The 14,537-nt window shown below is 57.7% G+C and carries 7 protein-coding genes and 1 riboswitch; of the genes, 5 read left to right on the plus strand and 2 right to left on the minus strand.

Annotated elements, in window-relative coordinates; translation table 11 throughout:
* Positions 1-388 precede the first annotated feature (388 nt).
* Positions 389-949 (plus strand): hypothetical protein, encoded by a 561-nt coding sequence (locus tag I6F17_RS09100; protein ID WP_225126460.1) that lies wholly within the window; start codon positions 389-391, stop codon positions 947-949.
* Positions 950-1,463: 514 nt separating this feature from the next.
* Here I6F17_RS09100 and metE read toward each other — a convergent pair.
* Positions 1,464-3,809 carry a 5-methyltetrahydropteroyltriglutamate--homocysteine S-methyltransferase gene (gene metE / locus I6F17_RS09105; protein ID WP_225126458.1) on the minus strand — a complete coding sequence of 782 codons (2,346 nt, stop codon included), beginning with the start codon at positions 3,807-3,809 and terminating at the stop codon, positions 1,464-1,466.
* A gap of 100 nt (positions 3,810-3,909) precedes the next feature.
* Positions 3,910-4,114, minus strand: a riboswitch (cobalamin riboswitch).
* Positions 4,115-5,094: 980 nt separating this feature from the next.
* Between metE and I6F17_RS09110 the strand changes: the two genes are divergently transcribed.
* From I6F17_RS09110 to I6F17_RS09125, 4 genes are all read left to right on the plus strand, one after another.
* On the plus strand, positions 5,095-5,799 hold the full coding sequence (locus tag I6F17_RS09110) for a nodulate formation efficiency C protein (protein WP_225126457.1): 705 nt from the start codon (positions 5,095-5,097) through the stop codon (positions 5,797-5,799).
* A gap of 1,821 nt (positions 5,800-7,620) precedes the next feature.
* Entirely contained in the window at positions 7,621-8,328 is a 708-nt protein-coding gene (locus I6F17_RS09115; protein ID WP_225126445.1) for a thermonuclease family protein, read from the plus strand.
* A gap of 31 nt (positions 8,329-8,359) precedes the next feature.
* On the plus strand, positions 8,360-9,079 hold the full coding sequence (locus tag I6F17_RS09120; protein WP_036016028.1) for a carbonic anhydrase: 720 nt from the start codon (positions 8,360-8,362) through the stop codon (positions 9,077-9,079).
* 1,836 nt (positions 9,080-10,915) lie between these two features.
* Positions 10,916-12,082, plus strand: coding sequence for an acyl-CoA dehydrogenase family protein (locus I6F17_RS09125; protein ID WP_225126442.1), 1,167 nt, complete (start codon positions 10,916-10,918; stop codon positions 12,080-12,082).
* Positions 12,083-13,100: 1,018 nt separating this feature from the next.
* Here the strand turns inward: I6F17_RS09125 and I6F17_RS09130 are convergent.
* On the minus strand, positions 13,101-13,748 hold the full coding sequence (locus I6F17_RS09130) for an FkbM family methyltransferase (protein WP_338129104.1): 648 nt from the start codon (positions 13,746-13,748) through the stop codon (positions 13,101-13,103).
* Positions 13,749-14,537 lie beyond the last annotated feature (789 nt).

A 14,537-nucleotide genomic window follows, 5' to 3' on the forward strand; every position in this document is an offset into this window, starting at 1 on the left:
TGCGGCGGCTCCGTCCTGATAGCAGTCATCTTCTAGTAAGGTCAGACGCATGGCGGAAAGAACGACTTGAGCCCATGATGCTTTCATGTCCGGGTACCAGCGATCACTTTTTAGGACTCCTTCCGGGCGCAGCCGAGCCGCGGGTCGATGACCTGCACATGATAAGTTGCGCCGCTTGCGATGGCGTCTACTTTATCGACCTGCGGACAGGCCCGATTATGGGCTCCGAGCGAAGCTACGTTCATTCTAATGGTGTCAACCGAATCCGGCGTCTTCGCGCGCTCGCTGGAGCGCGTGGTACGCGCGCGAGAGCGCGGCTGAGGTCGCCCGCACACCCACGCCATGACGCTGCAGAACACGGAGATGTGTCACCAACAAGAGATGTGACATGACGGAAAGCCGGACCATCTACCCCGCCGCGGGCCGGATTGCTGGAGCTGCAGACCAGTTTAGTTCGTGCAGAACAGTTACAAATACCAACAGCCGAGGTCTTGAGCTGACCCAGATCGATTCGACTGAAGCTCAGGCCTTGTTTCCCGGCGGAAATCAAAATATTTCGGTTCGCGAGCGGACCGTGTTCCGTACCAACGATGCGACGGCCGATAGCCCTCTGCCGCGGCTCACGCCATCGATACCGCGCGCCGTCCGGTCGAATCGGGCAGAGCCTGTTCGCGCGGAAACCAAGCGATGTTCGCAATGTTCACAAGGTTGTCTAAATTTGTCAGCTCGCAGCGATGAACTTCGTCCAGGATCTAATGGCGATTCGATCTGGGAGCGGCTCGAAATCATGCCGCCCTTCGATCAGGATCTGGAGATTGCCGTGATCGAGGGCAATTCAATTCACCGGGTGGTCTTTCCTTGTCGCCGGGTGTTCGGCGGATGGATCAACGCGAATACCGGAGAGCACGTCGCCGTGCAGCCGACGCATTGGCGTATCTGGCTCGGATAGCGGCGGCCATCCTGCACAATAGATTGGCGTGAGTTGAGGCAGGAACTGGGTTCGGCGTCCTCTCGTCGGAAACTATCTAGAGTTTCTTGAATGAGAGCGCCTGACGGGAAACATGTCCGAGCGGACCGATTGTGGTGGGGGCTTGCGGTGACCGTCCGGCATCACTCCTCGCATTGCTGTCGCAACCGTTCCCAATGTACTCGCGAGCGACACACCTCTGTGTAGATTTTGACTCTCAGACCAAACGATCGCTTACCACGTCATAATTAGCAACGATAAATGTGTCGATATGAGTCCATATTTTCGGCGAATGTTTCTCGCCTTGATGAACCGTCGGCTATTCTCTCTCGGCCAAGTAGCGCGACGCGTCAGCGTCGTTCCTCCGGGTTCACCTCCTTCGGACCACCAACTGGGGCCAGGCATTTTGGTTGGCCCCAAGGCTTGCTCGAGATTGTGGAGAGCGCAAGTGACCACAAGCAAATTCGCTTGGTCGAGAACAGACCCGAGCGCGGGATCAATGGTTTTGCGGATCAGATGCTGCACGCAGTTCGCGGGCGGCAGCGACCATGTTGGTTAGCGCAGGCCGAACCTCCTCCCAGTTGCGCGTTTTTAGGCCGCAGTCCGGATTGACCCAGAGCTGCCATTCCTGCAAACGCGTCCGAGCCAGTACCATCAGCTCCTGCATTTCGCCCACCTCGGGAACGCGTGGAGAGTGGATGTCGTACACGCCCGGTCCGATTTGATTTGGATAGTCGTACTTGCTGAATGCGTCCAGTAGCTCCATTTTCGATCGCGACGTTTCGATCGAAATGACATCCGCATCCATTGCAGCGATCGCACCGATGATGTCGTTAAACTCTGAGTAGCACATATGTGTATGAATTTGCGTTTGATCGGCAACGCCCGATGAGCAAATGCGGAAGCACTCTCCGGCCCAATCGAGATATGCCTTCCACTCCGATCGGCGCAAGGGCAATCCTTCGCGGAGTGCCGCTTCGTCGATCTGGATCATGGCCGCACCGGCATTCTCGAGATCGCGGACTTCGTCGCGGATGGCGAGCGCCAGCTGACGGCAGACCTCGCTTCGAGGAATATCATCGCGAACAAACGACCAGTTCAGGATCGTCACCGGTCCGGTCAACATGGCCTTCATTGGCTTGCTAGTTAGTGATTGCGCATAGCGCCACCAGTCCACAGTGATCGGCTTCGACCGCACTACATCGCCAAACAGGATCGGGGGCCTGACGCAGCGCGAACCATAAGACTGTACCCATCCCTTCCTGGTAAATAGGAAGCCGCCGAGTTGCTCGCCAAAGTACTGCACCATGTCATTGCGCTCAAATTCTCCGTGCACGAGGACGTCAAGACCGATGTCCTCCTGCCAATGTACGGCGCGGGCTATCTCCTCCTTGATGAACCTGTCGTATTGTTCGTCGCTCATCGCGCCTAGCGCATGCGCCGCACGAGCATTTCGAACCTCTCTGGTCTGCGGAAACGATCCGATTGTCGTGGTGGGAAAAGCTGGTAGTCCAAAGCGCGCCCTTTGGATCTCGGAACGACGGGCAAATGGGCTTGCGCGCCTGCGCATCGTCTGGTCGATCGCCCTCATCCGGGTAGCGACATTGGCATCATGGATCTTCGGCGAAGTCCGGCGGGCAGTCGCAGCGCATTCCGAATCGGCAAGAGCGAGCCCAACATTTTGGTCGCCAGCGAGTGCTCGCGCCAGGATCGCAAGCTCACGCATCTTCTGAACAGAGAAAGCAAGCCAGCTCTTGACGTCGGACGTGAGCCCGGTCTCGAGTTCAACATCGACCGGCACGTGAAGCAGCGAGCAGGATGGAGCGAGCTGTACACGGTGCTTGCCGAGCTTCGCAATCGCGGGCTCCAGCCGCTGACGAAGGGACGACAAGTTCGACCGCCATACATTCCGGCCGTCGATGACCCCGAGCGACATGACGAGATCACTTCGGCCGACAGCGACGATCTTATCCAACAACTCTGGCGCTCGAACTAGATCAAAGTGCAGACCGGAAACCGGGAGGCTCAATGCGGTATCCAGATTGTCGCCTAGCTCGCCGAAATAGCTGGCAACCATGATCTTGATAGCCGGTCCCTCCTTTGCGAACCGGTTATAGGCATGTAGCAATGATTTTCGCACCGCTTCGTCCAGATCAAGGACCAGGCAGGGCTCGTCAAACTGAACCCAACTTGCCCCTCGTTCGGCCAATTCATGCAGAACGTCGATATAGACCGGTATCAAATCATCCAGTAGGGAGAGGGGCTGGAACGCGCTATCGGCACTCTTACCGAGCTTTAGGAATGTGACGGGCCCGATCATGACAGGGCGGGTTTGAAAGCCTAGAGCCTTTGCTTCCACATACTCTTCAATTGGTTTGCGAGAGCAAAGTCTGAACCCCTGTCCCTTGTAAAACTCGGGAACCATGTAGTGGTAGTTGGTATCAAACCACTTAGTCATTTCCTGCGCGGGTGCGCCAGACCCCCGCGGGCCCAGACCGCAACTCGCATCCTGATCGTCGCATTGTGATCCGCGAGCCATGGCGAAGTACGTCTTGAGGGAAACGGATTCTCCTTTCGAGGCGTAGATCTCCGGGATAGCGCCAACCATGACACTTGTATCGAGCACCTGATCATACAGCGAGAAGTCATTCGACGGAATGACCGTGACGCCGAGAGACTTCTGACGAGCCCAGTTCGCTGCGCGCAGGCCGGATGCGTCCTCGAGCAATTGCTGTTCGCTGATCTTTCCGGCCCAGTAGCTTTCAAGAGCGAATTTGAGCTCACGCCTTGGACCGATGCGTGGCGTACCGAGCGTAGCAACCGGAAGAGAGAGAAGAGACATAGTGTTAACCCCTGTTGGGGACAGAGGCCATGGCGGACGCAGGCAGAGGAAGTCGCGCGCGCGACGGCTGCTTGGCGCACCACCGAGACACCCCGCCCGTGGACCAATCTATCGTCGGGGCAGGTCTCCTGGCTCGCTGGCTCATCGCTGCTGTCCGGCCTTCCCAAAGCCGTGCGGGCTTCAGTGACATCGTTGGACAGTAGCTCGCCGCTCACAGTTGCGGGGGCAGCGCCGGCATTTGGACCGGCTTCCCTCTTAGCTCCGGATCAAGTGGGATTCGGAGAACCTCGACGAGCTTGGATTATCGGCAGGAGGACTCTTCCGTCAACCTCTCAGATTATGTGCCACGCTAATCTGCGACATCTACTAGGCGAATGACCGTCCATCTCTATGATTCTCTAAACAGAGCTATCGCAATCAGAGATGTCCTTGTCGGATGTCGGAGTGCGACTCGGAGCTGCCTTGAGGCGACGCCGCCCGCCCCATCAATGAAAGGGACAAAACCAGCCCGCGTAGCGGCGATTACCGCCGTTTCGAGCAGAATGCATTCGATGCGGCTTCCGATTTCCAGCGGTTCGCCCAGCACATTCGCTGGCCAGCTATTTTCTCGACTAGAGGATCCCCATTGAACACGTCAAGGCAGGAGGCGCAATCTAGCAACATACGCGGCGAGCAGGTTGATTTTCGTGCCAGCCAGACTTCTCGGCTCGTATCGCCAGCCATCATGTAGGCCGAACGCCGACGGCAACTTTAGCGAACCACCCGGTTCAATGACGGCAAACACACCGTCGAATCTCATCAGGCACTTGGCATCGAGGCGTTCACCTCTTCCGCAAACTATCTGTGCGGGACAAGGATGCACAAACTACGGCCGATACACTGAATGGAAACATCGAAACGTGCGCAGGTCGGAAAGTCGACAATAGGGACATAAAACCCGTGCAAATCTCCGCCTGCTGCCTGGCACGAAGAATGCAAGCCCCTCGACATGCCCAGTCTCTTCTGCTGGGGATGTCCAGCTCAGCCAATTGACGCTGTCGCTGGCTATGGAAGTTAGCGGCGCGTGACATAGAGGGGAGCGCCTGCCCGCGCGGGACAGCCGCGGGTGCCCCGTCGCGTCTCCGTAAACTTCTTGCGCTCGCTCATAGCAGGTTCAAGGTTGCCCGCCTTGAAAGATGTACGGATGAAACGTGATAGGCCGAGGGTTATGAAGAGAATGTCGGGAAGACCCGCGCTATGGCTTCGCATGGGCGGACTTCTAATCTGCCTAGCCTGGCCGGCTGCCATGAGTAACACTATTCGCGCCAGCGACAACCCACTTGTCGAAAGACTCAAGTCAACGTGGCGAGCGCAAGATGGTGAGACGATAGAACAAATCATCTCCAATGTCTCGAAGGTGGCACAGTTCGTCCCTCAGATGTGGGGGGTCGCTGAACTTGGCGAAAACGACCATGTTTTCGTTTCGTGGACCAGGCACCGAGACAACAAATCAGACGAACAGTACGCTATCACCTGGAAAGTCGCGCTCGACGGTACGATTGAGCTTGCGTCAACCTATGCGAAGCCGATGGAATTGGGCTGGCGTGCCCTAGCGCTCTCGCTGATCGCCAAAGAAGTCGCAGATGGTGAAAGGGACGCAAATCTTAGCTTTCTGCATGATCCAAGTAACTTCAACTTTGTGACTACGCCGCAAGGCCGGCTCGGCGATCTTCTGCGGCAGGGCCGATGCACTATCATTGAACCTGTTCGGGTCGACTACTTACCCAAGCAGAATGACAAGCCGAACGAGAAAGGCGATCTATGGCGCATTCTGCTCTTGGTGAATTGCGATATCCAAGGACCACGTTATTTTACACACAACGGGGTCATCACCTTCGAGAAGAGCGAAGGCCAAGATTGGGAGCCACAATCCTCTTTTGCCAAGCGCATCGCGAAATTTCCTCCGGGCTCCTGGTTCCAACGGACCGAGCCAAAGGAAGAGGAAGACTAGGAGAGCGAAGGCCTTAGCAGACGGTCGCGCAGGGCAACATCGCACCGCAGCTGCCGTACGGTCGAACGCCTCGTACCAACTGCAAGACATACGCGCTCTGCAGTTGCGTTGTTTACGGCTCCGCAACAGTCCCGCTGCCTTTCTCGCAGCAGTTCGGCCCGCCGTAAGGAAGGTCGAGCAGCACAATTGCGTTCTTCCACCACGTGTCGAGCTTAGCGGCGCGTACTAGTTTGCGAGATGTGGTTTGCCGCCTGCACTCCACCCAGTGAGAGCACACCAAGTTGCTGGGGGGAACCACCTCTTGCATTCTTCAGTAGAGAGTTTGTAGATGCCTCCGGCCCAAGCCGACTCGGCGTGCGCGCCGCGCATCGTGTGACTGCGGCATACGCAGGAGCGTGAGCCAAGCGACTTTGACCCGGCACTAGGGACCTATGCTGAGACGAAACGGGCGAGGAAGTTAAACTGGTAGCAACCCCGGCATACCCGCTGAGCGCCTGCCCATTTCCGAGTGCGCAGGGCGGGAAGCTCCGGAGCTGTACGCAAGCACGTTGAGCGCCGAACTGACTCGGCCCTAGATTTCCTCGCATTCATTCGTCTGCACGTCATAGACCCGGATTTTAAGCATCGGAAACCGCTTCTTTAATTCTGCTCGACCTGCCGTGGCACCGTCTTTGGTCGCGAATTCGGCTCTGAGTTGGCCATCTACTTCAAGCGCGTAAGATGAGACCGGTACTTCCCGAACGACTGCGACCATCTCATTCCCATTATGTAGTGAGGTGCTAAGGAACGATGTGTAGCTTGAGTCGGCTAAACCGCACCAGAGCTATTCGCCCCGAGTGCGCGATGGGCAAACACGTATTGTGGACTGAAACCTCACACTGAATTGCATCAGGATGGCACTCGCGATTGTCCGCACACGTCGGCAGCTTGCCCACGCCGGGTGCATCCACGGCAAAGCCCGCGGCTCGATATCGCAGCCTTTCCAATTCCTGGAGAAAACGGGCGCTGATGCCAGCGTTCCTGGGTAAGCCACTTGAGATCGCGGGGAACCGTCACTACCAAAGAGCGGCGGCCCGTAGCGCCGCCTGAGCCATAAACAGTTCAATTCTTGTACACACGTCTGGGCAGTAGCACCAACGACGATGGTGCCGCGCGGAGGAGCCAAATGCCATAATGCGATTGGTATCAACGATCATCTCGTCTGGCGTAACAAGGAACGGATTTGCGCGGTTTGCTCGAACAAGAACGCTTCATTTACGCGGCGAGCGTTGAGGCTGAACTCCATCGCGTCTTTGTCTAACCCGGTCAGAGCGAGCCAGACCAGGTGAACATCTTTTTCGTGACAAGACTTTGGGGCGAATTTCCTCGCCCTCGTCGGAACTGTCCGGTTTGCCGATGGAAGTCATCACTAACCATGGCAAGGTTGCTCCTCAACGCCTGACTCAGCCGCAAGCGCCGACGCTTCATAGTCGCTCACTTTTTGCAAGGAGGAGCACAGCATTCCGTGGATCGGGTTTGTCCAGCATCGCGAGTTCGGCGCCACGCGGAGGATCTCCTCCTTAGGTTCAACGGTACAGTACGCTTCCGGTGAGAGAGCCGCCGATGCTCGAAGGACACCGCCGCACGCACGGGAAGAAAGCTCTTGATCCTTACGCAGCGTCAGGTCGTAGGCTCGGTCTCACGCTAAGCTCTCATAAAGCACACATCGAAGCCGGCGGAATCTACATCTGTGGTCGAGCAATCGAATGTATCGGCACCGTATCGTGCGTGAACATGGATCAGTAGCGAAAGGTTATTGTCGGGATGAAGCACCGCGGAATTATGTTCGCATTGATCGCTCTCATCACATCTCCGGTTTTCGCCGCGACACTCAGCGGTGCTCCGCGCATCCTCGACGGCAATACAATCCAGATCGAGAAAACGACCGTTCGTCTCTCAGGCATCGAAGCTCCTGAGACGGATCAGATTTGCCTCGACGCACAGGGCCGGAAATGGGCCTGCGGCGTAGCTGTTCGCGACGAGCTCATCAAGCATTCGAATGGGCGAACGTGGGATTGTCATACCGAAAGAGTCGATGAGTATCGGCGAGCCCTCGGCAGCTGCTTCATCCAAGGCGAGGATATAAACGCCTGGATGGTACGCTCGGGCTTGGCGCTATCGGCTGGTGCATCTCACCATACCTACCTTGTTTATGAGTTGGCGGCCAGCACAGCCCATGCGGGGCTGTGGTCCGGCGCGTTCATCGCGCCCTGGGACTGGCCTCGCCGCAATAGGGGTACGATTATCGTGGGCGCGACGTCGGTTCCGGTCGACGCTCAGGAAGTCCTGCTTGGATCCGTCCTGCTATCGGAACCGCCGTCCCCCGAGTGCCTGATAAAAGGCACTGTCGAGCGCAGAGGCGAGCGCATTTATTACCTGCCAGGGCAACCCGGTTACGAACAAATCGGCATGACGAAGAAGCGCGGCGAACGCTGGCTCTGCAGCGAAGCGGAAGCCGAAGCCACCGGGTGGCGTAAGGCCGTGCCATGAGGCGACACATGCAAGCAGCCCATCTCAAGACATGTCCCATTTAAACAAGCACGCGCGTTCGCGCCGGTCACTGTTGCTCTTTGCTGCTTCGACAGCTTTCCTGCGGTTCGGCAGTAAGATTGTCGACGCGAAGGAAGCAAAAGGCCCGCCCAAGCCAAACAACCTGCTCTCGCCAGATGCTGCCCTGAGTCGGCTGCTGAAGGGGAACGATCGTTATGTCCAGGGCGCATCACGAGTCGACGATTTCAGGCGCGAGCGGCCGGTCTTGGTTGAGGGACAAAATCCATATGCAGCGGTTCTGAGCTGCGCCGACTCCCGCGTGGTCCCCGAACTTGTCTTCAACAGCGGACTAGGTGATCTGTTTGTCTGCCGGGTCGCCGGCAACTTCGCTAACGATGATACGCTCGCCAGTATGGAATACGCGGTTGCCATACTCAACACGCCGCTGATCCTCGTACTTGGCCACGATCATTGCGGTGCGATAGACGCCACGATCAAGTCGCTCCATGAAGATAAGCGGCCGCCGGGGCACATTTCATCCCTGGTCACTGCACTTTCTCCTGCAGTGAAAGCATCTGGCGACCAAGCCGGCGACGCGTTCGCCCAAGCAACCCGACAAAATGTGATCAATAACGTCAGCAAATTCAAATCGACGGGTCCGATTCTGAACGCCGCAGTCGAGCAGAACCGACTGAAGGTCGTCGGGGGCCTGTATCGGATCGACACCGGCAAGGTCGATATTGTGAGCTGATGCCAGCACCTTCACACTCCCGGCAAATCGTCTGCTGCCTGATACAGCGCTTCTGTTCCGCGCCGTTTTGTTGGTCCATCGTCTACAACAAATACGCCGGATGCTATCCGCTCCACAATTGTCATCGCTTCAGGAACCCTTAGATATGCGCGGCCTCTTAATTCTTCTCGTGTTATACGCACTCATGTTGGCAACGCGCGGCCAGCATCAAGAAACACACATAACGCGTCCGGCAGCATTCATGCCTCCTGGTTGAACCGCCAACCCAATGGAGGTGTTCAGGCAGCAGATCGCATCGCGAAGCATTGCAGGCTCTGAACTCCAGAGCACGCGACGATCCCGAGAGCTTCTCAGCTCCGAGCGGGCAAGGCATCCACGGTCCTGCTTTTATAACCGAGCTCAGCCAGGGCCGAGGATCACATAGTACAACCAGCAAGACTGCACGGCCTGGGGCTGTAAAGCAGCATGCTACCCGCATCAGTACCGGACAGCCCTCCTGCATCAGCCATTTGGGAGACCGCGACCATCGGAAAGCCAGCCGCGCATCAATCGTTCGTTAGATCGTCTCGTTCGCCGTCCTCCATGACGAGCTCGACACGAAAAGAAACCGGCGAGACTTAGCGAATGTTTCGAGTTCTATCTGCACAGCTGACTTCGGTGCGCCAGCAGCCATGTTTCAACTGCGCGCACCGACGGAAATCATCTGGCAACCGCGCTTCCGGAATCAGGCTCTTCAACCACGGAGTCGCTTATGGGAACAGAGCACTAGCTTCAGAACGTGCCGTGCCTGGTCTGTCGCAACGCTCGTGATGCGCGCATAGTTGTCGCAGGAATTTGGCAAGCTCGGCCAAGATCGGAAGAATTGGTAGACCGCCGAAGAAAGAGCCGCCAGCGGCCGCAAGAGGGTCGGCCAGTCAGGAATGTGCACGAACTTCTTGCGTTCGGTACGACAGAACGCGGACAGGCTCCTCTGTTGCTGGCAAGCCCGGAAAGCCCCCGAAACCTGTTCGAAACGCTTCGTCTTCGCTTGCATGAGCGGGGCACTCTTGCAGTCACCTCGAACCACAGTTAATCGTGCAATTACAGCGTCTGGAGCCGCCGTGCGTTTCTTGAACACCTGCGGTCTGGAGGTCAGCTTCTAAGCAAGCGCTCACCAGCAGTCGCACGAGCAGCAAATTTGGGCTGTTGGTGGCGTCAGGAGACCGGAGCGGGACTTAAGCTTAAGCAGGAACGTTGAACCCGGTCGTTGGCGGTCGAGGTCCGCCTCTGTGGTTTTCTTTGCGGCTTGTTGAGTTAATGACATCTTGTGCCTGAAAGAAAACACGGAGACACGAGCATCGTGCTGGCATGGCACGGCCGAGTGATCTCGCGCGATTCAGACAAAGTCGGCAGCCATGCTTGATGGCACGTCAATTGCTGGGAAGGCCGGCAAGAGGCCGCAGGCTTGGGCGCTCTACCAAGCACAACTCAAGAATTCCAAACTTGGTTCGACCCGGCCTGTCCCAAGTGTGACCACACGTTCATGTGGAGAAGACATGCACCGCAGCCCCCGATCGACCGCCGGAGAGTCAGTGCGGCAAAGGCGGATCGATGCCGCCGCAGCGTACCGGCTGCTTTGCCGGCCAGCCTCAATGCCAGCGACAACAGCTACATCTCGTTCAGGCCTCCGGCCGCTTAACTTGGGAAGCTACCCCATGCAATCTCATGCATTCGATATCAACTGCGACAGGTTTGAGAATGCCGCCCAGCGGGTGCCAAATCACCTGGCCTCGCCATACGCCCAGTCCATATGAATGACTCGCGGCGATGATCGGCTCAAGATACGGAGGATGATCTATGAACGCTCTACCAGAAAAGATAACTTCCGGGACCCACGCCGCGGCTGCGACCTGGGCTGATCTGTCGAAGCTACTCGTCGACATCCGTGCGCGTCGCAACGAGTTTAGCCGCGCGCAGAAGATTCCAAAAGAAATCATCGACGGCTTCAGACGCGTCGGCGTCTATCGGGCTATGGCTGCCAAGCGATTCGGCGGTGAGGAGCGAACGCCAGCCGATTTTTGTCGGCTGGTCGAGCGCATTTCCGAGGCCGACGGCTCCGCCGGTTGGGTCGCCAGCTTCGGGGATGGAGCTCGCTACCTCGCTGCTCTTCCCGACGACACCCTTCGCAAAGTGTACGCCAATGGACCTGACGTGGTGTTGGCGGGTGCGCTTTTCCCGCTCCAACCCGCTAAGCGATGCGCCGACGGATTTATCGTGAACGGCGTGTGGCCATTCGCTAGCGGCTCACCCGAGGCGGATTTGATAGGAGTTGGTATCACGTTGGAAGACGATCCGAGCGGTGACCTCCCGCGTGTAGCGGTGATGCCGGCCGAGAAGGTGACAATTCGGCCCAATTGGGACGTCATCGGACTGCAAGGCACCGGAAGCCACGATGTCGTGGTCAGCGACGTCATTGTGCCAGAGGAATGGACCTTGATCCGCGGCGGTCCGCCGACACTTGATGGGCCGATCTATCGTTATCCGGCCGTCGCCTTCGCCGCGCAGGCGCATGCCATTGTCGGCATCGGGATTGCGCGCTCCGCAATAGACGACGTAATCGCCATGGCCGAAACCCGTGCCTCGATCACTGGAGCGCCCGTGATGGCTGAGCGCGGCTATGTCCAGCTTGAAATCGCCAAAGCCGAAGCCATGTTACGTTCCGCTCGTTCCTTCTTTTACGAAGCCACGGAGGAGCTGTGGAAGGAGGCGCTCAAGGGTGAGGTAAATCTTGGTACCACGACGCTAATGCGACTCGCCGCGACGAACGCCGCGCGGCAGGGGGCAGAGGTGTGCAGGATTGCGAGCGGACTTGCTGGGACTGAGGCGCTCTATAGCAACAGCAATCTAGCCCGCGCCATGTGCGACAGCTTCGTGGTTGCCCAGCACGCAGCTTTAAACGAGGGAACGCTCCAGAGCGCTGGCCGCGCCCTGCTGGGAAGTGCAATACAACCGGGCTTCCCATAAAGTGGGGCACGCATGGGCAAGCCACACGCCACGCCGGCGGATTACTGCACTTGCGTGATGATGTGGTCTGCCGCTGAGGACATGGCCCCTTGTTTCAATGTGAACAAAGACACCGCTGGGCTCTCTTGATGCCCCTCCACATCCTGGACTACCCGTTTGTTGTCCAAACATACGAGCCCTTATAATCTCTTGGCCCCTGCCCCGATCATTGACGTGGCCGCCCAGGATACACCTGAACTTCTGCGCAACGGCTCGCGGTTCAACTCACGAACTCTCCAAACCACCACGCAAGCGGGCTCGACTCTCGCACCGGTTGCCTACTTGCCGCTTGGGGCTCACGGCGCGGAAGAAGCTCTCCATGGCCCACTATCCTATCACTTACCCTTGCGGCTCATCGATGCGGCACGCCAGCGCTGGCAACGGCCGTGGGACGTTAATCTGAAGCGTACTGTACACCCCCGATCGGAAAATCGATCAATCCGCTCTTGCCGCTGCTGGCGAATCGGCGTCGACGGCGCGGAAGAGGCGCTTCGGCCCGCATGAGGTCGCGCTTCGCCCGGGCGGCTCTCTTGCGGCTGAAGAAATCCATGGCGCCCGCCAATACAGCTAGCCCTATGCCGTTTGGATTGAGTGATATCGGCAAGCCGGGCCCGATTTTGGCTGCGCCGGTGAAGCCACGCGATCAGGTTCGGCGTGATCGGCGTTAGATCCTGGCGAGTGTCGGTGGAGCCGAACCGACGTAGCGGCGCCATGAGCGCGCGAGCGCCGTGCTGCTACATCGGCTGTTTGATCGCCACGCTAGCCCCACGGCCCTGCCTTCCTCAGGACGGCGTGGATCCGAGGGCTGCGATAGCGCGCTGGCCGCTCCCGCTCGATCGGCCAACGTGCACGCAACCGCAGCCACACTGCCTGTCCGGCTTGCGATAACCGCTCGCCTTGATGATCAACGTTGTGCAGCTGCGGCCAGCATAGAGTCCGCTGGTCAGGCCGTGAATGAGACGCTCGATTTGAGTAGCCGCTAGGCACGCGTATTCTTGAGCAAGACATCACCTTCCACTGCGCGCGGATAGTGAGCCGCCACTTCAAATGATGGCAACAAGTTAAGAATGGCTTGCAGGGACAACTGCCCTTCGTAGAGCTCGCGGTCACTATATTCGGTGTAGATGAACCGCGTGTTGCTCAAGGTCCGCATACCGCCGGCGATAACGTCGGCCTCGGCTCCCTGAACGTCCATCCAGATAAAATCGACTCCGTCCAGCTTGGCTTCGCTGCACCAGTCGTCCAGCCGCCGTGTCTCAACGGAGACAGGGTGATCAAACCGGACCCAATCGTACTCGGTAAGATGGTTTTTTGGACGGCGTATTGAACCGGATAGGTCCCAATCTTTCGCATCGCCATCTGCATTGCTTGGATGGAAGTCGATCGTTCCGTTTCGATCACTGATGGCGATCTCAAACAGCTTCACCCTATTGAGGGATGGGCCGAGCTTCTTCTTGAAGCGCGCGATCGCTCGAGGGTCCGGCTCAAAGCAGTAGAGCTGGGGTTGTGGGCACAGTTCTAGGAACTTTTGCGTATCAGTCCCGTCATTGCAGCCGATATCCAGGATGACTGGATTCGGCTTCTGAAGAAGTGAGACGATGTGCTGATGTACTTCTACGGACGACACAGCTGCTTTTCCATGGTGCGCGGAGATCTGGTGAAATTTCGACTTCAAATCCGCCTTCACACGCCGGAAGCCGCCGCACAACGTATATCAAGGTATAAGATTCATTTATCCGCCAGTCCTCTTGATCCACGAAGCTGTTTGGATGCCATCGGCATCAACCGGAGAGGCTATCCCTCGCGCTGCAATTCTCGAACCTATTGTCGGAAAGTGCGGCCTCAGTGAGCCAGATCGTCGTCTTAGCTCTTTCGAGTTGCCGAAAGAGCGCCCTCGTTTGAGCGTCCCCTGTCAGATATGGATGCCAATTGCGCAGAATGTGCTCGGCCGACTGATGGCCGCCATCTCAGATTCGCTGCCAGTAGCTCCCGGCGCTCGTGGGCGAGGAACGAAGTCGGCGAAAGCCGGGACGCACGCGTTGCTCGGTGCAATCAAGCTTTCGTTGCGCGTGCAACTTTCTTCAAGTGCTGTCGGCGTACCGACGACCAGGGTCGATTCGGCAGGCTTTGAGCGCCCTGCCACGGCTGGACACGGGCAATCCGGTACAATTCGATGGTGACCTGCCTTGGAGCACGCCACCGCTTACAAGAAACAGCACCTGATCTTTCGAGATCGTTGCATACATATTCGCATGCACGACTACGGTAGATTGGACGAGCCGCTCTTCGATAAAGCTTGTAGACCGCACGCTTCCGGCCACACTGCTAGATTGTACCGTCAGGTAATTATGTGCGATCCCGACGTCGTCGAAACCCGAGGCCTCTCGAGCAGTGCAACCGCCGCCTGAGCCACGTT

Origin of the sequence: Bradyrhizobium sp. NBAIM18, from assembly GCF_020193825.1 — a bacterium.
Lineage (GTDB): Bacteria > Pseudomonadota > Alphaproteobacteria > Rhizobiales > Xanthobacteraceae > Bradyrhizobium > Bradyrhizobium yuanmingense.

Excerpts from the sequence above, each read along its gene's own strand:
- I6F17_RS09100 (WP_225126460.1), top strand. The coding sequence starts at position 389 with ATGACGGAAAGCCGGACCATCTACCCCGCCGCGGGCCGGATTGCTGGA.
- metE (WP_225126458.1), bottom strand. The coding sequence starts at position 3,809 with ATGTCTCTTCTCTCTCTTCCGGTTGCTACGCTCGGTACGCCACGCATC.
- I6F17_RS09110 (WP_225126457.1), top strand. The coding sequence starts at position 5,095 with ATGAGTAACACTATTCGCGCCAGCGACAACCCACTTGTCGAAAGACTC.
- I6F17_RS09115 (WP_225126445.1), top strand. The coding sequence starts at position 7,621 with ATGTTCGCATTGATCGCTCTCATCACATCTCCGGTTTTCGCCGCGACA.
- I6F17_RS09120 (WP_036016028.1), top strand. The coding sequence starts at position 8,360 with ATGTCCCATTTAAACAAGCACGCGCGTTCGCGCCGGTCACTGTTGCTC.
- I6F17_RS09125 (WP_225126442.1), top strand. The coding sequence starts at position 10,916 with ATGAACGCTCTACCAGAAAAGATAACTTCCGGGACCCACGCCGCGGCT.